The organism is Paracidovorax konjaci, assembly GCF_900112675.1.
In the GTDB taxonomy this organism is placed as follows: Bacteria; Pseudomonadota; Gammaproteobacteria; order Burkholderiales; family Burkholderiaceae_C; genus Paracidovorax; species Paracidovorax konjaci.
Genome location: NZ_FOMQ01000005.1, coordinates 106,584 through 124,306, shown reverse-complemented (window position 1 = coordinate 124,306; position 17,723 = coordinate 106,584). Strand labels below are relative to the sequence as shown.

General features: G+C 71.1%; 14 protein-coding genes. 11 read left to right on the top strand and 3 right to left on the bottom strand.

Annotated features, from left to right (window positions below; genetic code table 11):
* Positions 1 to 8 precede the first annotated feature (8 nt).
* On the top strand, positions 9 to 1,400 hold the full coding sequence (locus BM144_RS09110; protein WP_092951376.1) for a sigma-54-dependent transcriptional regulator: 1,392 nt from the start codon (positions 9 to 11) through the stop codon (positions 1,398 to 1,400).
* A 26-nt stretch (positions 1,401 to 1,426) separates the two neighbouring features.
* On the opposite strand, the gene BM144_RS09105 is transcribed toward BM144_RS09110, so the two are convergent.
* Together BM144_RS09105 and BM144_RS09100 are read right to left on the bottom strand one after the other, a co-directional pair.
* Positions 1,427 to 2,611: a sensor histidine kinase gene (locus BM144_RS09105; RefSeq protein WP_092951374.1), complete on the bottom strand. Its 1,185-nt coding sequence runs from the start codon at positions 2,609 to 2,611 to the stop codon at positions 1,427 to 1,429.
* Positions 2,608 to 3,300, bottom strand: coding sequence for a response regulator (locus BM144_RS09100; protein ID WP_092951372.1), 693 nt, complete (start codon positions 3,298 to 3,300; stop codon positions 2,608 to 2,610). Before BM144_RS09100 ends, BM144_RS09105 begins: the two co-directional genes overlap by 4 nt.
* Positions 3,301 to 3,392: 92 nt before the next feature.
* Between BM144_RS09100 and BM144_RS09095 the strand changes: the two genes are divergently transcribed.
* Genes BM144_RS09095 through BM144_RS09080 form a run of 4 tightly spaced genes read left to right on the top strand, consistent with a single transcriptional unit; the run spans position 3,393 to position 9,909 of the window.
* Entirely contained in the window at positions 3,393 to 4,859 is a 1,467-nt protein-coding gene (locus tag BM144_RS09095) for an efflux transporter outer membrane subunit (protein WP_217644337.1), read from the top strand.
* 21 nt (positions 4,860 to 4,880) lie between these two features.
* Positions 4,881 to 5,699 carry a MipA/OmpV family protein gene (locus tag BM144_RS09090; protein WP_092951370.1) on the top strand — a complete coding sequence of 273 codons (819 nt, stop codon included), beginning with the start codon at positions 4,881 to 4,883 and terminating at the stop codon, positions 5,697 to 5,699.
* Positions 5,700 to 5,722: 23 nt separating this feature from the next.
* The gene (locus BM144_RS09085) at positions 5,723 to 6,823 is read left to right on the top strand and encodes an efflux RND transporter periplasmic adaptor subunit (RefSeq protein ID WP_092951368.1); all 1,101 of its coding nucleotides are present in this window, start codon (positions 5,723 to 5,725) and stop codon (positions 6,821 to 6,823) included.
* Positions 6,820 to 9,909: an efflux RND transporter permease subunit gene (locus BM144_RS09080; protein WP_092951366.1), complete on the top strand. Its 3,090-nt coding sequence runs from the start codon at positions 6,820 to 6,822 to the stop codon at positions 9,907 to 9,909. Before BM144_RS09085 ends, BM144_RS09080 begins: the two co-directional genes overlap by 4 nt.
* Positions 9,910 to 9,936: 27 nt before the next feature.
* Here BM144_RS09080 and BM144_RS09075 read toward each other — a convergent pair whose 3' ends face one another.
* On the bottom strand, positions 9,937 to 11,475 hold the full coding sequence (locus tag BM144_RS09075) for a YifB family Mg chelatase-like AAA ATPase (RefSeq protein ID WP_092951364.1): 1,539 nt from the start codon (positions 11,473 to 11,475) through the stop codon (positions 9,937 to 9,939).
* 237 nt (positions 11,476 to 11,712) lie between these two features.
* Between BM144_RS09075 and BM144_RS09070 the strand changes: the two genes are divergently transcribed.
* From BM144_RS09070 to BM144_RS09045, 6 genes are all read left to right on the top strand, one after another.
* On the top strand, positions 11,713 to 12,438 hold the full coding sequence (locus BM144_RS09070) for a TorF family putative porin (RefSeq protein WP_092951362.1): 726 nt from the start codon (positions 11,713 to 11,715) through the stop codon (positions 12,436 to 12,438).
* A gap of 52 nt (positions 12,439 to 12,490) precedes the next feature.
* Positions 12,491 to 12,829, top strand: coding sequence for a P-II family nitrogen regulator (gene glnK, locus BM144_RS09065; RefSeq protein ID WP_056664993.1), 339 nt, complete (start codon positions 12,491 to 12,493; stop codon positions 12,827 to 12,829).
* 52 nt (positions 12,830 to 12,881) lie between these two features.
* On the top strand, positions 12,882 to 14,324 hold the full coding sequence (locus tag BM144_RS09060; RefSeq protein WP_092951360.1) for an ammonium transporter: 1,443 nt from the start codon (positions 12,882 to 12,884) through the stop codon (positions 14,322 to 14,324).
* Between the two features lie 258 nt (positions 14,325 to 14,582).
* Complete coding sequence (locus BM144_RS09055; protein ID WP_092951358.1) at positions 14,583 to 15,566, top strand: SMP-30/gluconolactonase/LRE family protein; 984 nt, start codon at positions 14,583 to 14,585, stop codon at positions 15,564 to 15,566.
* Between the two features lie 161 nt (positions 15,567 to 15,727).
* Entirely contained in the window at positions 15,728 to 16,906 is a 1,179-nt protein-coding gene (gene glcE / locus BM144_RS09050; RefSeq protein ID WP_092951356.1) for a glycolate oxidase subunit GlcE, read from the top strand.
* Between the two features lie 16 nt (positions 16,907 to 16,922).
* Positions 16,923 to 17,720 carry a YoaK family protein gene (locus BM144_RS09045; protein WP_092951354.1) on the top strand — a complete coding sequence of 266 codons (798 nt, stop codon included), beginning with the start codon at positions 16,923 to 16,925 and terminating at the stop codon, positions 17,718 to 17,720.
* The last annotated feature ends 3 nt before the right edge of the window (positions 17,721 to 17,723 follow it).

The window sequence follows — 17,723 nt, the reverse complement described above, 5'->3', positions numbered from 1 at the left end:
TCCCGCCCATGACCGACACCGCGACCTTCGATGCCGATGGCCCTTGCCCGGGCACGCGCCCCGTCTACCTGATCGAGGACGACGCGCTGGTGCGCCGTGCCTACGGCCAGGCCCTCGAACTGGCCAGCTTCCCGGTGCGCCCCTTCCCCCACGCGCAGGCCGCGCTGGATGCCTATGCCGAGGACCCGCCCGCCGCCGTGGTGACCGACATCCAGATGCCCGGCGTGGACGGCCTGGAGCTGCTGCGCCTGCTGCGCCAGCGGGACGCCGCGCTGCCCGTGGTGCTGGTCACCGGGCACGGCGACGTCGCGATGGCGGTGGAGGCCATGCGGGACGGGGCCTACGACTTCATCGAAAAACCCTTCTCCTCCGAGCGCCTGCTGGTCACCGTGCGCCGCGCGCTGGAGCGCCGGGCCCTGTCCGACGAATTGCAGCGGCTGCGCGCGCGCGGCGCGGGCGAGGCGCGCGATCCGCTGGCCGGCCTGGTGGGCCAGTCGCCGGGCATGGCCGAAGTGCGGCGGCGCGTGGCGGCGCTCGCGCCGCTGGGTGTGGACGTGCTGCTGCATGGCGAGACCGGTGCCGGCAAGGAGGTGGTGGCGCGCGCGCTGCATGCGGCCAGCGGCCGCACGGGGCCCTTCGTGGCCATCAACTGCGGCGCGCTGCCCGAGACCATCATCGAGAGCGAACTCTTCGGCCACGAGCCCGGGGCCTTCACGGGCGCCACGCGGCGGCGCATCGGCAAGATCGAACACGCCAACGAAGGCACGCTGCTGCTCGACGAGATCGAATCCATGCCGCAGGCCCTGCAACTGCGGTTGCTGCGCGTGCTGCAGGAGCGTGAGATCGAACGCCTGGGCAGCAACCAGAGCGTGCCCATCACCTGCCGATTCGTGGCCGCGGCCAAGGCCGACCTGAAGCAATGGGTGGCGCGCGGCCAGTTCCGCGCCGACCTCTACTACCGGCTGCACGTGGCCACCATCGACCTGCCGCCGCTGCGCGATCGGCCGCAGGACATCCCCCTGCTCATGGCCCATTTCCTCGCGCAGGCCGCCGCGCGCCACGGCCGGCCGGAGCCCGCGTGGAACGACCGCGACCTGGCGGCCTGGCTGGCCCACGACTGGCCCGGCAACGTGCGCGAACTGCGCAACGCCGCGGAGCGCCTGTGCCTAGGCCTGCCCGTCGAGCCCGTGGACGGCGGCCCCGAATCCGCCCCCTCGCTCGCTGCCCGCGTGGATGCCTTCGAACGCAAGCTGCTGCGCGACACGCTGGGCCTCACGCAAGGCAACGTGGCCCGCGCCGCCGAACTCCTCAAGATGCCGCGCAAGACGGTGTACGACAAGCTGCAGCGGCACGGGATCGCGCCGGGCGGCGGGGCGGGGCGCGACGCGGAGAAGCCCTAGCAAGAGACCGGACGCCCGGGCCGGCGCTAGGCCCGGGGCAGGTGCACCAGCGCCGTGAGTCCGCCCCCCGGCCGCGCGCGGAAATCCAGTGCGCCGCCGTGCGCCTGGCATATCGCTGCGGCGATGGCGAGGCCCAGCCCGGAGCCGCCGGAATGCCGCGCCCTGGACTGGTCGGCCCGCCAGAACCGGTCGCGCAGCCGAGGCAGATCCTCCGCGGGCACGCCGGCGCCGCGGTCGCTGAAGGCCAGGACCACCGTGCCGGGCGCCACCGATGCCGCGATATCGAGAGACCGGCCGCTGGCGGCGTAGCGTAGTACGTTGTCGATCAGGATGGACACCACCTGGCCGATGCGGTCGCGGTCGGCCAGGACCTGGAGGGAGGGCACCATCACCTGCACGCGGAATTCCGCTTTCTCCAAGCCCGCCTGCACCCACTGCAAGCGGTCCCGCACGAGGCTTCCCAGGTCGAAATGCTCGGGCTCCAGGTGGAGCTGGCCGGCCCGTGCGAGCGACAGCAGGTGCAGGTCGCCGACCAGCCGGTTGATCTGCTCGAGCTGGCGGTGCACGAGCTGCAGCTGGGCCTCGTCGCGGGGAAACACGTCGTCCATCATGCCTTGCACGCACCCCATGGCCGCCGTGAGCGGTGTGCGCAGCTCGTGGGCCAGCATGGCGCTCGACTCGCGCACCTCCCGCTCGTACTGCGCCAGCTTCGCGGTCATGTCGTTGAAGTCCACGGCCAGCCCGGCCAGCTCCTGCGGGGCGCTGTCGATCACCTGCGCCCGCGCGCGGAAGTCCCCCGCGGCCACCCGGCGGGCCGCCTGGGCCACCTGGCTGAACTGGCGGGACAGCGGCCGCGAAACCAGGAGCCCGAAGAGGATCAGGAAAGGCAGGGCGCACGCGAGCATGACGAGCAGCGTCAGCCAGTCCGGATTGCTCAGCCCGGGAAGAACGTAGTCGATGTCGTAGTAGCGCTCGAACAGGCTCCACAGCGCGGCCTGGTTGTCATGCGGGTGCTTCAGGAGCTGCTGGGCTTCGGCCCTGACCGGCACCGGCAATTGCTGCAGCAGGCGCAGTTCGCGCAGTTGGAAATAGGTCCACATGCCTGCGGCGATGGCCAGCACGGCACCGATGGCGAGGGCGCTGATCCGCACGCCCATCCACCGCCACAGCGGCGTGGCTTCCTGCGGGCGCCGAAACCACCGCAGTCTCATTGGAACCGGTATCCGATGGCGCGCACCGTCACCAGCACGCCGGTGATGCCGTGCTGCTCCAGCTTGCGCCGCAGGTTGTGGATGTGCGTGTCCACCACGCGTTCGAGCGCTTCGCTCTCCGGCAGGCAGGACTCCAGTAGCTCGCTGCGGGTGAACGCCTTGAACGGCGTCCTGAGCAGCAGGGCGAGCAGGTTGAACTCCGTCGGAGTGAGGTCCAGCACGGTGTCCGGCCCGCCGCCGGTGTCGGCGATCGCCGCACGGACGGCGGTCATGTCGACGGTCAGCGGGCCATGGCGCAGCGGCCCTTCGGCGGTGCGGGCCGGCGCGGCCCGCCGCAGCACCGCATGGACGCGCGCGACCACCTCCCTGGCGCTGTAGGGCTTGACGACATAGTCGTCCGCGCCATAGCGCAACGCGCCCAGCTTCTCCGGCTCGTCGCCGATGGCCGTCACCATGATCACCGGCGTGTCCCCGGCCCTCCGGATGGCCGAGAGCACATCGATCCCGCTGAGCCTGGGCAGCATCATGTCCAGCAGCACCAGGTCCGGCCGCCACTGCCGAAAGAGCTCCAGCGCCTGCTCTCCGTCGCCGGCAATGGCAATGGCGAAGCCGTCTTTGCGCAGATAGGCGTCGAGGATGCTCGCGCAGTCCGCGTCGTCCTCCACCACCAGCACTTTTTTTCCCGTCATCGGAATCGGACCTTGATGAAATCTTGAAAAATCGCCAAGGCAACCTTGACCTTGGGTCATGACACTGCGGTCCCGTTCGACACGACAGACCCATGATCATGATTCCACACTTCATCGGCCACCGGTATCGGCGTGCGTGCGTTTGGGTGATGCCTTGGCTGGCCGTGTGGGCGCTCTGGGGGTGCTCGCTGGCACCGGTCTACGAGCGCCCCATCGTGCCCGTGCCCTCCACGTTCTCCGGCGACACGCTGGCCGCAGCGACCCGCGGCACGGGGGCCGGCGCCGAGATCCACACCGAGGAGATGGCGTTCCTGGCCGCGTTCGCACCCGATCGCGACCTCGCGCCGCTGGTGTCCCGCGCGCTGGCCCACAGCCCCGATTTCCGCCTGGCCGCGCTTCGGGTGGACGCGGCCCGTGCCCAATACCGCATCCAGCGTGCCGACAGCGTGCCCGCGCTCAGCGCGGGCCTGGCGCAGGCCCGCCAGAGGTTCGACAACGCCGACCTCGATGCGCGCTACCAGCAGAACCTGCGCACCGCGACGCTGGGCATCGGGGATTTCGAGTTGGACTTTTTCGGCCGGGTGAAGTCGCTCTCGGATGCTGCCCGGGAGCGTTTCCTGGCCTCCCGCCGGGGGCAGGAGGCCGCCCGCGGTGCGTTGATCGCCGAGGTGCTGCGGGCATACGCCATGGAGCGGGCCGCGGCCCAGGAACGGGAGCACGCGCAAGCCATCGATGCCGACAGCGCCAGCATGCTGCGCTTTGCCGTGCGTCGCCACGAGGTGGGGTTGATCTCGCGGGACGACCTGCACCGGCAGCAGGCCCGGTCCGACCAGGCGCGCGTGGCGGCCCTGGAGGCGGCCGACGCCCATCGCGCGGCCTTGCGCGCGCTTCAGGTGCTGGCGGGCTATGACGTCGTTCCCGACGGCGGCGGCATGGAGGCGCTGGCCGGGCCGCAGGCCCCGCTCGACGCGCTGCGCGACCTCGACTCGCAGAAGCTTCTGCTGCGTCCCGACATCCGCCAGGCGGAGGCGGAGCTGCAGGCGGCCCATGCCGACATTGGCGCCGCGCGGGCAGCGTTCTTCCCGTCCATCCGGTTGACCACCTCGGCGGGCACGGCCAGCCAGAGCCTGGGCGGCCTGTTCGGCAGCGGCACGGGGGTGTGGTCGTTCATGCCGCAACTGGCGCTGCCGATCTTCGATGGCGGCCGCAACCGCGCGAACCTCGACCTGGCGTGGACCCGGCAGCAGGCCGGTGTGGCCGAGTACGAGAGAGCGGTGCAGGTGGCCTTCCGTGAAGTCGCCGATGCGCTCGATGCGCACACCACGCTGGTGGAGGCCCTGCGCCGCCAGACGGACCAGGACGCGCGGGTGCAAAGCCGCGTGGATCGCTGGGCGCGGCGCACCCAGGCGCAGCAGGCCGACCGCACCGAACTGCTGTCGGAGCGCATCGCCGCGGAGCAATCGGCGATGTCCCGGCTGCAGGCCCAGCGCAGCCTGGCGCTGAACCGCATCGACTTGTTTCGTGCCTTCTATGGCGTGCCCCTTCCTTCTTCCCTCTAAACCGTCCCAGGAGTCCTCCCCATGCCACCCTTGTTCCTTCTTCGTTCCGCCCGGATCGGTCATGCCGGTTCGGTGGTGCTGGCCCTGCTGGCGACGGCAGGCCCTGCCCTGGCTGCACAGGATTCGCTATTCGGCGATAAGACGGAGCTGGCGATCGGTGCTGGTGCGGCCTGGGCGCCGCGCTACGCCGGCTCCGGCGATGCGCGCATGCTCCCCGTGCCCGTCCTGTCGGTGCAGCGCGGCATCCTGTTCGCCGACACCTCGCGCGGGCTGGGACTGCAGTACCAGTTCGATTCCGGCCTGTACCTCTCCCAGTCGATCCACTACGACCTGGGGCGGCAGGAGCGCGACAGCAACTGGCGGCCCGGATCGGTCAAGCTGCTGGGGATGGGCCGCGTTCCCGGATCGGTGACCGCGCGCACTTTGCTGGTGCAGCAGATCGGCTCGCGGCTGTCCCTCAGCGCGGAGGCCGAGTTCGCGCTGCGAGACACAGCGCGGCGCAACCGCTACCGCGTGGGCATGGAGGTGCAGTTGCTCCAGACCGGCAGCGACACTGTCTCGGCGTCGCTGGATGCCCATGGCGGCGATCGCCGCTTCAACCAGGCGTACTTCGGCGTTACCGCGGCACAGGCCGGCCGTACCGGCTTGCAGGCCTTCACGACCGGAGCGGGCCTGTATGCGGGTTCGGTGGGCATGCAGTGGGAGCACCGCTTCGCGCCGCACTGGGCCGGCACGCTGCAGGTGGTGGGAACCCACTATCTCGACAACGCCGCCCGGAGCCCGGTCGTGAAGCAGGACAACACCGTGGCCGCGACCGCGGCGCTGACCTATTCGTACTGATCGGCGCACGCCCAGGATTCCCCGTGAAACTCCACCTTTTTCTTTGTGCTGCCGGCCTCTGCACGGCGGCCTGGCTGACCGGCTGCGGCGAGCGCGCCCTGCCACCGGTCGATAGCCCGCGCGCGGTCAAGCTCGAAACCATCGGTCTCGCCGGCCAGTCACAGGCCCGCTTCGTGGCGAGCGTGCGCCAGGAGCAGCGCGCTTCGCTGGCTTTCGAGGCCGGGGGCCGCGTTGCCGCCATCGGCGTGGAAGTCGGTGACCGGGTCCGGCAAGGGCAGGTGCTGGCCCGTCTGGACGAGCAGCCGATCCGCCTGCGGCTCCAGCAGGCGGAGGCCAGCCTCCGTTCCGCTGCGGCGCAGCGTGCCGAGCGCCTCTCCCAGCTCGACCAGCAGCAGGCGATGTTCGCTGACGGCGCCATCTCCCAGGCCACGCTCACGAGCGCCCGCGTGGCGCTGGACACGGCCCAGGCCCAGTGGGAGGCGGACGGCGCAGACCGTGCGCTGGCACAGCGGGCGCTGGGCCAGGCCGCACTGCGCGCGCCGTTCGACGGCAGCGTCGTGGCCCGGCTGCTGCAGCCGGCGGCAGATGCCGCTGCCGGCCAGGCGGTGCTGCAGATCGAAGGGCAGGGCCGGCCGCAGGCCACGGCCTATCTGCCGCAGGACACCGCCCGGACGCTGGCCCCCGGGCAGGAAGTCCCGGCGCAACGCGCCGAGACCCCGCGGCCCATCGTTCTACGCGTGCGCAGCGTCTCCGAGCGGCTGGACACCGCGGGGAGCGTGCAGGTGCTCTTCGACATCGCACGGGCGGCGGGGCCCCTTCGCAGCGGAGACAGCCTGCTGCTGGCGTTGGCGGGCCCGGAGCGGCCCCTTTCCGTGCCGCTGGCGGCCGTGCTTCCCCAGCCTGCGCAGGGCCGTGGTGCCGTCTACCTCTACGACCCCCAGGCCGGAACGGTCCGGCAACAGGCCGTGGAACTCGGTCCCGTGGAGGGCGAGCGCGTGCAACTGGCCGCGGGCGTGAAGAAGGGCGACCGGGTCGTGGTGGCGGGCGCGGCGTTCCTGGCCGACGGCCAGAAGGTGCAGCCCTTCCGGTCCGAATCGCGCCTGGCCGATGGAGGTGGCTCGTGAACCTGACCCGCACTGCCATGGGCGCCAGCCGCCTCACCTTTTTTGCAGCCGTGCTGCTGCTGTTGGGCGGTGTCTTCACCTTCCTCCATTTCCCTTCGCAGGAAGAGCCCTCGGTCACCGTGCGGGATGCCCTGGTGTCCGTCGCCATGGCGGGCATGCCTGCCGAACAGGTCGAAACCCTGCTCGCCAAGCCGCTGGAAGAGCGTTTGCGAGAGGTGGCCGGCCTGAAGAAGATCGTGACCACCGTGCGTCCGGGCAGCGCCATCCTGCAGTTGACGGCCTATGACGACGTGAAGGATCTGCCCGGACTGTGGCAGCGCGTGCGCGCCAAGTCCGGCGAGGCCGGCGCAGCGCTGCCTACAAGAACGCTCGGGCCGTTCGTCGACGATGACTTCGGCCGCGTGGCCGTGGCTTCTGTCGCGGTCACCGCGCCGGGCTTCTCGATGAGCGAGATGCGCGGCCCCATCCGAAACCTGCGCGAGCAGCTCTACACGCTTCCCGGCGTGGAAAAAGTGAGCATCCACGGCCTGCAGGAAGACCGGGTCTACGTGTCCTTCGACCGCGCCCGCCTGGCCGCGGCGGGTCTCGCGCCGGCGGCTCTGGTGCAGCAACTGCAGGCGCAGAACGTCGTCACCCCGGGCGGGCTCGTGTCCGCCTCCGGGCTGGCCATGACGGTCGCCACGTCGGGCGAGATCCGCAGTGCCGAAGACCTGCGCCAGACGCTGGTCTCGGTTCCCGCCGCGGGCGGCACGCGCGAGATGCCGCTGGGCGATTTGGCCCGCGTGCAGGTGATGCCCGCCGACCCGCCGGAAAGCGCGGCCATATACCAGGGCCAGCCCGCGGTGGTCGTGGCCGTGTCGATGGCCAAGGGCTACAACATCGGGGCTTTCGGCCAGGCGCTGCGCGCCAGACTGCAGGAGACCGGGCGGATGCTGCCGGTCGGCTTCGAGCAGCACGTGGTCACGTTCCAGCCCGATGTCGTCGAGCGCGAGATGGACAAGATGCACCACGTGATGGGCGAGACGGTGGTCATCGTCATGGCCGTGGTGATGCTGTTCCTGGGGTGGCGCACCGGCCTGATCGTGGGCGCCATCGTGCCGCTCACGATCCTCGGCTCGCTCATCGCCATGCGGGGGCTGGGCGTGGAGCTGCAGACCGTGTCGATCGCCGCGATCATCCTGGCGCTGGGCCTCCTGGTGGACAACGGCATCGTGATCGCGGAGGACATGGAGCGGCGCCTCGCCAGCGGCGAAGAGCGCCGGCATGCCTGCATCGAGGCCGGGCGCACGCTGGCGGTGCCGTTGCTGACCTCCTCGCTGGTGATCGTGCTGGCCTTCTCGCCCTTCTTCTTCGGTCAGACATCGACCAACGAGTACCTGCGTTCGCTGGCGATCGTGCTGGCCGTGACCCTGCTCGGGTCCTGGCTGCTCAGCATCACGGTGACGCCGCTGCTGTGCTTCCATTTCGCCCGGCCCCACGCGGGCCATGCCGAAGGCGAAGGCCACTACGACTCTGCCTTCTACCGGGGTTACCGCGCCGTCATCTCCCGCTTGCTGCAGCACAAGGCGCTCTTCGTCGGCAGCATGCTTGTCCTGCTGGCGGGTGCGGTGGCCATCCTGGCCTCGATTCCGTATGACTTCCTGCCGCGGTCTGATCGCCTGCAGTTCCAGATGCCCGTGACCCTGCAGCCGGGCAGCGACTCGCGCGAGACGCTTCGCACCGTGGGGCAGATGGGCCGCTGGTTCGCCGACACGCGCGCCAACCCGGAAGTCGTGGACAGCATCGGCTACGTCGCCGACGGCGGCCCGCGCATCGTGCTGGGCCTGGCGCCCCCGCTGCCGGCGGCGAACATCGCGTATTTCACGGTCAGCGTGCGCCCCGGTACCGACATCGACCAGGTGATCGCGCGCACGCGCCAGCATCTGCGCGAAGCGTTTCCCCATGTCCGGGCGGAGCCCAAGCGCTTCTCCCTGGGCACCACGGAGGCCGGCGTGGCCATCTACCGGGTGGTCGGCCCCGACGAAGCGACGCTGCGCAGCGTCGGCGGGCAGATCGCCCAGGCGCTGGCCAGCCTGCCTGGCGCAGGGGACGTGTATGACGACTGGATGGCCCGTGTGCCGCGCTACGTCGTGCAGGTGGATCCGCTGCGTGCACGCCGCGCCGGCTTGAGCAGCGAGGACGTCGCGCAGACACTGCAGTGGCGATATGGCGGAATCACCGCTTCGGCCATCCGCGACGACGGCGCCTCTGCGCCGATCGTGTTGCGTGGCGACGCGGCCGACCGCGACGCCCGCGGTACGCTGGCGGACACCCTGGTATATCCACCGGGTGGCGGCGCACCCGTGCCGCTCTCGGCGATCGCCCAGGTGAGCGGCGCCAGCGAACCCTCCGCCATCGTTCGGCGCAACTTGGGACGCGCCTTGACGGTCACGGGCCACAACGCCTCGCTGACCACCGGTGAGATCGTGGCGGCGTTGCGGACCAGGGTGGCGCAGATCACCCTTCCGCCGGGCTACCGCATCGAGCTGGGCGGCGAGATCGAAGACTCCGCCGAAGCCAATCAGGCCCTGCTGCAGTACATGCCCCATGCGCTGGGCGCCATATTGCTGCTCTTCATCTGGCAGTTCAATTCGTTCCGCAAGCTGTTCATCGTGATCGCCAGCATCCCGTTCGTGCTCATCGGCGCAGCCGCGGCGCTCTGGATCACGGGCTACCCGTTCGGCTTCATGGCGACCTTCGGGCTGCTGGCGCTGGCCGGCATCATCGTCAACAACGCGGTGCTCCTGCTGGAGCGGATCGAGGCCGAGCTGGCCGCGGGCCTGGCCCGGCGCGAGGCGGTGGTCTCGGCGGCGGTCAAGCGCCTGCGGCCCATCGTGATGACCAAGCTGACCTGCATCGTCGGGCTGATTCCGCTGATGCTGTTCGCCGGCCCGCTGTGGACGGGCATGGCGATCACGATGATCGGGGGGCTGGCGCTGGGCACGCTGGTCACTTTGGGCCTGATCCCGATCCTCTATGACGCACTGTTCTCCTTTGGTGCTTCCCGGACCGGGATGGACCCGTCCCGCGGACGTGCCGCGGGATGAGCCTGGCGACAGGGGCCCCGTGCGCACTCAGGCGGCGCTGCGCAGCACCCGCCGGTACTGCACCGCCTCCGCCACCTGCGCCGGCCCGATGCGCTCCTCGCCCGCCAGGTCGGCGATGGTGCGGGCCACCTTGAGGGCCCGGTGCGTGCTGCGCGCCGACCAGCCCAGGCGCGTGGCCGCGGCCTGCAGGAACCGGGCTGCCGCATCGTCCAGGCCCGACTGCTCGTCGATCTCGCGGCCCTGCAGCGCCTGGTTGGGTTTGCCCTGGCGCGCCACGGCCCGCTCGCGGGCGGCGGCGACGCGGCCGCGCACGGCGGCGGAGGCTTCGCCGGGTGCGGTGGCGAGCAGCTCATCGGCCGGCAGGGCGGGCACCTCCACGTGCAGGTCGATGCGGTCCAGCAGCGGGCCGCTCAGCTTGCCCTGGTAGCGGGCGACCTGATCGGGCGAGCAGCGGCAGGCGCGCTGGTTGGAGCCCAGGTAGCCGCAGGGGCAGGGGTTCATCGCCGCCAGGAGCTGGAAGCGCGCCGGAAAATCCGCGCGCCGGGCGGCCCGTGCGATGGCGATGCGCCCCGTCTCCAGCGGCTCGCGCAGCGCTTCCAGCGCGCTGCGGGCGTATTCCGGGAACTCATCCAGAAAAAGGACCCCGTGGTGGGCGAGCGAAATCTCTCCGGGCCGCGGAGGAGAGCCGCCTCCGACCAGTGCCACCGCGCTGCACGTGTGGTGCGGGCTGCTCGTCGGACGGACGGCCCACGATGCCGGCGTGAACCGCCCCGCCAGGCTGGCCACCGCCGCGCTCTCCAGCGCCTCGTCCACCGACATGGCCGGCAACAGGCCCGCAAAGCGGTGCGCGAGCATCGATTTGCCGGAGCCGGGCGGCCCCACCATCAGCAGGCCATGGCCGCCCGCGGCGGCGATCTCCAGCGCCCGCTTCGCGGCGGCCTGGCCCTTCACGTCCGCCAGGTCGTCGGCCGGCGCGCCGGCTGCCGGCGGCGCGGCCTGCACGCGGCACCAGCCATCGCCGGCATCGGCATCGGCCTCGTTGCTCTGCGGGGGCAGGAAGCGCGCCACCACATCCAGCAGGTGCCGGGCGCGGTAGACCTCGGTGCCGGGCACCAGCGCGGCCTCTTCGGCGCTGCCCGGCGGCAGCACCATGCGGGTGGATTCGCCGGCCGACCGCAGCGCGAGCGTGGTGGCCAGCGCGCCGCGCACGGGCCGCAGCCCGCCCGACAGCGACAGCTCGCCCGCGAACTCGTAGCCCGCCAGCCGCGCCGCGTCGATCTGCCCGCTCGCCGCGAGGATGCCCAGCGCGATGGGCAGGTCGAACCGGCCCGAATCCTTGGGCAGGTCGGCCGGCGCCAGGTTGACGATGATTTTCTTGTTGTGCGGAAACTCCAGGCCGGCGTTCAACAGCGCCGAACGCACGCGCTCGCGCGCCTCCTTCACCTCCACATCCGCCAGGCCCACGAGCGTGAAGCTCGGCAACCCGTTGGCCAGATGCACCTCCACCGTGACGGCCGGCGCCTGCAGGCCCAGCAATGCGCGGCTTTGCACCAATGCAAGACTCATGAATCCCTCCTCCCCACTTGGGTGCGCTGCCGGGCTGCGGAATACCCGGGAAAGATGCACCATTCGGGTGCATCATGCTTCGGCGCGTCAGTGTTGTAACGATCGTTGGGGATGGAATGTACCGCGCGCACCCATTCGGAGCGTACCCACGCCGGGCGGCAGCGCACATGGCACGTTCCCTGCTTTGCGCTAGGGCAAACCCACCCGCATCGTTGGTTTCTTCTGGAGGAATTCCCCATGAACCGTGCTCTGAAGTCCCTGTGCCTCGGCCTGTTGGCTGCCACCCCCCTCTGGGCCAGCGCCCAGCTCACGGGCAACATCAGCCTGACCAGCAACTACAAGTTCCGTGGCCAGGACCAGGACACGAGCAAGGTGCGGGCGTTCAAGCCTGCCGTGCAGGGCGGGATCGACTACAGCTTCGGCGACAGCGGTTTCTACCTGGGCAACTGGAACTCCACCGTGGACTGGCTGCCCGGCAATTCGGTCGAGATGGATTTCTACGGCGGCTACAAATTCAAGGCCGGCGGCATGGACCTGGACGTGGGCGCGCTGACCTACGTCTACCCGGGCAACACCACCGGCAACACTACCGAGCTGTACGGCGCCGCGACCTTCGGGCCGGTGACGGCGAAGTACTCGCACACCGTCTCCAAGGACTATTTCGGCTGGGCAGGCGCCAAGACCTCCGGCAACCGCGGCCGCAACACGGGCTACCTGAACGTGGCGTTCGCGCAGGAAGTGGCGCCCAACACCACGCTCAAGGCGTCGGTGGGCTTCACGCGCTTCGCGAGCGACATCAAGGACCTGGGCGTGCCCAACTATGTCGATTACAGCGTGGGCGGTGCCTACGACTTCGGCTCCGGGCTGTCGCTCACCGCGGCGGTGACGGGCGCCAACAAGAAGGAATTCTTCGGCCCGGTGAACAAGAACCGGCTGATCGTCACGCTCACCAAAACCCTTTGAACCACCACAACAGCAACGGGGGCCGAGGGGCGCCCACTACGGAGATCCGAACATGAAAATGGTGACAGCCATCATCAAACCCTTCAAGCTCGACGAGGTGCGCGAAGCCCTGTCGGACATCGGTGTGCAGGGCATCACGGTGACCGAGGTCAAGGGCTTCGGGCGCCAGAAGGGCCACACCGAGCTGTACCGCGGCGCCGAGTACGTCGTCGATTTCCTGCCCAAGGTGAAGATCGAGGCCGCTGTCTCCGATGACCTGGTCGAGCGCGTCATCGAAGCCATCGAAGGCGCCGCGCGCACCGGCAAGATCGGCGACGGCAAGATCTTCGTCGGCCACCTGGAGCAGGTGGTGCGCATCCGCACCGGTGAAACCGGCAAGGAAGCCCTCTGAGGGAGCGGCTTCGAGCAGCCCAACGGATCAACGCATTCCGAGAGACACAACCATGAAAAAACTGCTTGCTTCCTTCCTGCTGGGGATGAGCCTGCTGGCCACCGGCACCGCCGCGCTGGCCCAGGCGCCCGCGGCTTCCGAACCGGCCGCCGCCACGGCGTCGGCGCCCGAGGCACCCGCTGCGGCGGCCCCTGCCCCCGTGGCCGCCGCAGCGCCTGCGGCCGCAGCCGCCTCCGAGCCGGCCGCCCCCGCCGCCGCACCGGCGCCCAAGCTCGATTCCGGCGACACCGCGTGGATGCTCACTTCCACGCTGCTCGTGATCCTCATGACCATCCCGGGCCTGGCCCTGTTCTACGGCGGCCTCGCCCGCTCCAAGAACATGCTGTCGGTGCTCGTGCAGGTGTTCGTGATCTTCTCGCTGATCTCGCTGCTGTGGGCCATCTACGGCTACAGCCTGACGTTCGGCGGTGACGGTTCGTTCTTCGGCACCTTCGACAAGATCTTCCTGAAGGGCATTGCGCCGGACACGCTCTCCGGCGCCCTCCCGACGATCCCCGAATACGTGTTCGTGTCGTTCCAGGCCACCTTCGCCGCCATCACCGTGGCGCTGATCGTGGGCTCGTTCGCAGAGCGCATCAAGTTCTCGGCCGTGCTGATCTTCTCGGTGCTGTGGTTCACCTTCAGCTACATCCCGATCGCGCACATGGTGTGGGGCGGCGGCCTGCTGGGCAAGGACGGCGCACTCGATTTCGCGGGCGGCACCGTGGTGCACATCAACGCCGGTATCGCCGGTCTCGTGGGTGCCTACATGGTGGGCAAGCGCATCGGCTTCGGCAAGGAAGCGCTCACGCCCCACAGCCTGACGCTGACCATGGTGGGTGCCTCGCTGCTGTGGGTGGGCTGGTTCGGCTTCAACGCCGGCTCCGCCGGTGCCGCCAACGGCGCCGCGGGCCTGGCCTTCGTGAACACCGTGCTCGCCACCGCCGCCGCCACGCTGAGCTGGCTCGCGGGCGAATCGCTGCACAAGGGCAAGGCCTCCATGCTGGGCGCCGCTTCGGGCGCCGTCGCCGGCCTCGTGGCCGTCACGCCGGCCGCCGGCTTCGTGGGCCCGATGGGCGCCATCGTGCTCGGCCTGATCGCCGGCGTGGTCTGCCTCTGGGGCGTGGGCGGTCTCAAGAAGATGCTGGGCGCCGACGACGCGTTCGACGTGTTCGGCGTGCACGGCGTGGGCGGCATCCTGGGTGCCATCCTGACCGGTGTCTTCGCATCGCAGGGCCTGGGCGGCACGGGCGGCCTGACCCCCGACACGTTCTCCATGGGCGCACAGGTCTGGATCCAGGTCAAGAGCGTGGCGATCACGCTGGTCTGGTCCGCCGTGGTGGCCTTCATCGCCTACAAGATCGCCGACCTGCTCGTGGGCCTGCGCGTCAGCGAGGAAGCCGAGCGCGAGGGCCTGGACATCACATCGCACGGCGAAACGGCCTACAACCGCTGAGCCGCATCCATCCGGACCGGGGCGGCGGCTGGTGGCGCCACCCGGACCCGGCACAACGATCGAGCTACTCCTATGGACATTCGGCCCGCCCGCAAGGCGGGCCTTTTTTTGCCTGCACGGGTCTGCGGGGGCCCGGGCGCCGCACCCGGCGAGGGGGTTATTTTTTGCCCTGTGGGGCGCATGGCCGAATAATCGGCGCTGGCTTGTCAGGCAGGCGCGGCGGTCGCGCCTGCGGGCCGCACGAGGAGAGGACACCGCATGCCCCTGGACATGGACTGGCGCACAGGCAGCCTGGAGCCCGATGCGCTGGGCGAGTCGCCGTTCTGGCACCCGCTGGAGACCCGCCTCTACTGGGTGGACATCGCCGGCCGTGCCCTGGCCCGCTGGGAGCCCGACACCGGCCGCATCGACTACTGGGCCATGCCCAGCGAGCCCGGCTGCATCGCGCCGGCCCGCACCGCCGGCGTGGCCAGCGGCCTGGTGATCGCGCTGCGCGACGGCATCTACCGCGCGCGGGAGTGGGGCGGCACGCTGGTGCCCGTGGCCACGCTGCCCTACGACCCGGCCACCCAGCGCGCCAACGACGGCAAGTGCGACGCGCTGGGCCGGTTCTGGGTGGGCACCCTGCACGAGCCCCCGCCGGGGCAGCCGCGCGAGGCGCTCGGCGCGCTCTACTGCATCGACGGGCGCGGCAGCGCGAGCGCCCCCGTGGTGCGCCGCATGCTCGGCGGCGTGAAGACGGCCAACGGCCTGGCATGGTCGCCCGACGGCCGCAGGCTCTACTGGGCCGACACGCCGACGCACACCGTGCGCGCCTGGGACTGCGATGCCCAGGGCGAGCCCGTGGGCGAGCCGCGCGTCTTCCATTCGTTTCCCCCGAAGCCGTCCGGGTGGCAGCCCGGCGACCCGGGGTACGCCGGCCGCCCCGATGGCTCCGCCGTGGACACCGAAGGCCATTACTGGACCGCCATGTACGAGGGCTCGCGCCTGCTGCGGCTGGCGCCCTCGGGCGAGATCGCCGCCGAGGTGCCGGTGCCCGTGCTGTGCCCCACCATGCCCTGCCTGGGCGGCGCCGCCGGCCGCGAGCTGTTCGTGACCTCCGCGCGCGAGGGCCGGGCTGCGGACGAGGTCGCCCACCTGCCCTGGACCGGCTTCCTGCTGCGCGCCGGCAAGCCGGCGCCCGCGCCCGGTCTGCCGGTGGCGTGGTACGAGGAGGCGGCGCTGCCGGCCGGGCTGGACTGACCCTACCGCCGCGCCCGGGCCGCATCCGGCGCGCGCGCTGCCGGGGCGGCACCGTTTCCTTCGCGCCGGGCGCGCCCGCCATGCCGCGTTCACGCGTGCCGTTCAAAAAATTCACGGCGGTACCCGCCGCCCGGTGCGGGGCCTGCCGGTAGGATGGCCCCATGGATTCCGCCCTTCGCCAGACCATCGAGCGCGTGCGCGACAGTGCCGCCACGCAGCGGCCGCTGCGCATCCGCGGCGGCGGCACCAAGGATTTCCACGGCGGCGCGGCACTGCTGGGCGACGTGCTCGACACGCGCGCGCTGGCCGGCGTGGTGGATTACGAGCCCAGCGAGCTGGTCGTCACCGTGCGCGCCGGCACGCCGCTGGCCGAGCTGGAAGCGCTGCTCGCCAGCCGCGGGCAGTGCCTGCCGTTCGAGCCGCCGCACTTCGGCGACGGGGCCACGGTGGGCGGCATGGTGGCCGCGGGGCTGTCGGGGCCGGCGCGGGCGAGTGCCGGGGCGGTGCGCGATTTCGTGCTGGGCGTGGAGATCGTCAACGGCCGCGCCGAGTGCCTGCGCTTCGGCGGGCAGGTGATGAAGAACGTGGCGGGCTACGACGTCTCGCGCCTCATGGTGGGCGCCTGGGGAACGCTCGGGCTGATCACCGAGGTGAGCCTCAAGGTGCTGCCCATCCCCCCGGCCGAGGCCACGCTGCGCTTCGAGCTGCCGCAGGCCGAGGCCCTGCGCCGGCTGCAGGCCTGGGGCGGCCAGCCCCTGCCGCTGAACGCCAGCCGCTGGGAGTCCGCGGCCCCCGGTGGTGGCGGTGTGCTGCACCTGCGCCTGCGCGGGGCCACGGCGGCGGTCGAATCGGCCTGCCGCGCGCTGGGCGGCGAGCGGCTGCCGCAGGCCGCGGCGCAGGCCGATTGGGCCGCCTGCCGCGAGCAGGCGCTGCCGTGGTTCGCGGCCCGGCCTTCGGGCTCCGTGCTCTGGCGCCTGTCGGTGCCGCCGGCCGCGCCGGCCCTGGTGCTGCCCGCCGAAGCGGGGCCGCCCCTGGTCGAGTGGCACGGGGGTCTGCGGTGGCTGCAGGCGCCCGCTGCGCTGGGGCCGGCCCTGCGGGAAGCCGCGCGGGCTGCCGGCGGAGATGCTACTGTTTTCATAGCAAACAATTCAATGGATCCGGCGGCATCCGGCCCGGATCGCTCAAAGGATTGCGTGCCGGTCGCCGTGGGCGGTCCCGGCGCCGATGCCGGCCCGGATGCCGTGCGCGAGCGCATCCACGCCCGCCTGCGGGCGACGTTCGACCCGGCCGGCATCTTCAATCCCGGGCGCCTGGCCGGTCTGGCCGGCCTGGCCGGGTAGGGCGGGCGACCACGGCATGCGGCTGCTGCGGCATCTCACGGGGCGGCACCGCACGCCCTCCACCAACCGGCTGCTGGGCCTGCTGCTGGCCTTCAATGCCGGCGCGGTGAACGCGGGCGGCTTTCTGGTGGTGCACAGCTACACCTCGCACATGACGGGCTTTCTCTCCACCGTGGCCGACAACCTCGTGCTCGGCAACATGGCACTGGTGCTGGGCGCCGTGGGCACGCTCTGGGCCTTCATGTCGGGCGCGGGCACCACGGCCATCATGGTCAACTGGGCACGCCACCACCGGCTGCGCAGCGGCTTCGCGCTGCCGTTGCTGCTGGAGGCCGTGCTGCTGCTGCTCTTCGGGCTCATGGGCGCGATCACGCTGGGCTGGCCCACGCCGTTCTCGGTGCCACTCACGGTGCTGCTGCTGGCCTTCCTCATGGGGCTGCAGAACGCGGTGGTCACTAAGATGTCGTCGGCCCAGATCCGCACCACGCACATGACCGGCGTGGCCACCGACCTGGGCATCGAGATGGGCAAGATGCTCTACTGGAACCGCCGCGGCACGCCTCCCGAGGCGCATGTGCATTCCAACCGCGCGCGGCTCGTGCTGTTCGCGAGCCTGCTGGGCATGTTCACGGCCGGCGGCATCGTGGGCGCCGCGGGCTTCAAGCACGTGGGCTTCATCTGGGTGCTGCCGCTCGCGTCGGTGCTGCTGGGGCTGTCGCTGCCGCCGCTCGCCGCGGATTTCGAGCGCCTGGCCGCGCTGTGGCGCGCGCGCCGGCAGGGCGCGGCACCGCACCGCACGCCCGAACCCCACTGAAGA

What these genes read in the sequence shown, in the direction of transcription:
- BM144_RS09070 (WP_092951362.1), top strand. Translation starts at nt 11,713, where the DNA reads ATGAACCGTGCTCTGAAGTCCCTGTGCCTCGGCCTGTTGGCTGCCACC.
- BM144_RS09095 (WP_217644337.1), top strand. Translation starts at nt 3,393, where the DNA reads ATGATCATGATTCCACACTTCATCGGCCACCGGTATCGGCGTGCGTGC.
- BM144_RS09090 (WP_092951370.1), top strand. Translation starts at nt 4,881, where the DNA reads ATGCCACCCTTGTTCCTTCTTCGTTCCGCCCGGATCGGTCATGCCGGT.
- BM144_RS09045 (WP_092951354.1), top strand. Translation starts at nt 16,923, where the DNA reads ATGCGGCTGCTGCGGCATCTCACGGGGCGGCACCGCACGCCCTCCACC.
- BM144_RS09100 (WP_092951372.1), bottom strand. Translation starts at nt 3,300, where the DNA reads ATGACGGGAAAAAAAGTGCTGGTGGTGGAGGACGACGCGGACTGCGCG.
- BM144_RS09055 (WP_092951358.1), top strand. Translation starts at nt 14,583, where the DNA reads ATGCCCCTGGACATGGACTGGCGCACAGGCAGCCTGGAGCCCGATGCG.
- glnK (WP_056664993.1), top strand. Translation starts at nt 12,491, where the DNA reads ATGAAAATGGTGACAGCCATCATCAAACCCTTCAAGCTCGACGAGGTG.
- glcE (WP_092951356.1), top strand. Translation starts at nt 15,728, where the DNA reads ATGGATTCCGCCCTTCGCCAGACCATCGAGCGCGTGCGCGACAGTGCC.
- BM144_RS09075 (WP_092951364.1), bottom strand. Translation starts at nt 11,475, where the DNA reads ATGAGTCTTGCATTGGTGCAAAGCCGCGCATTGCTGGGCCTGCAGGCG.
- BM144_RS09060 (WP_092951360.1), top strand. Translation starts at nt 12,882, where the DNA reads ATGAAAAAACTGCTTGCTTCCTTCCTGCTGGGGATGAGCCTGCTGGCC.
- BM144_RS09105 (WP_092951374.1), bottom strand. Translation starts at nt 2,611, where the DNA reads ATGAGACTGCGGTGGTTTCGGCGCCCGCAGGAAGCCACGCCGCTGTGG.
- BM144_RS09110 (WP_092951376.1), top strand. Translation starts at nt 9, where the DNA reads ATGACCGACACCGCGACCTTCGATGCCGATGGCCCTTGCCCGGGCACG.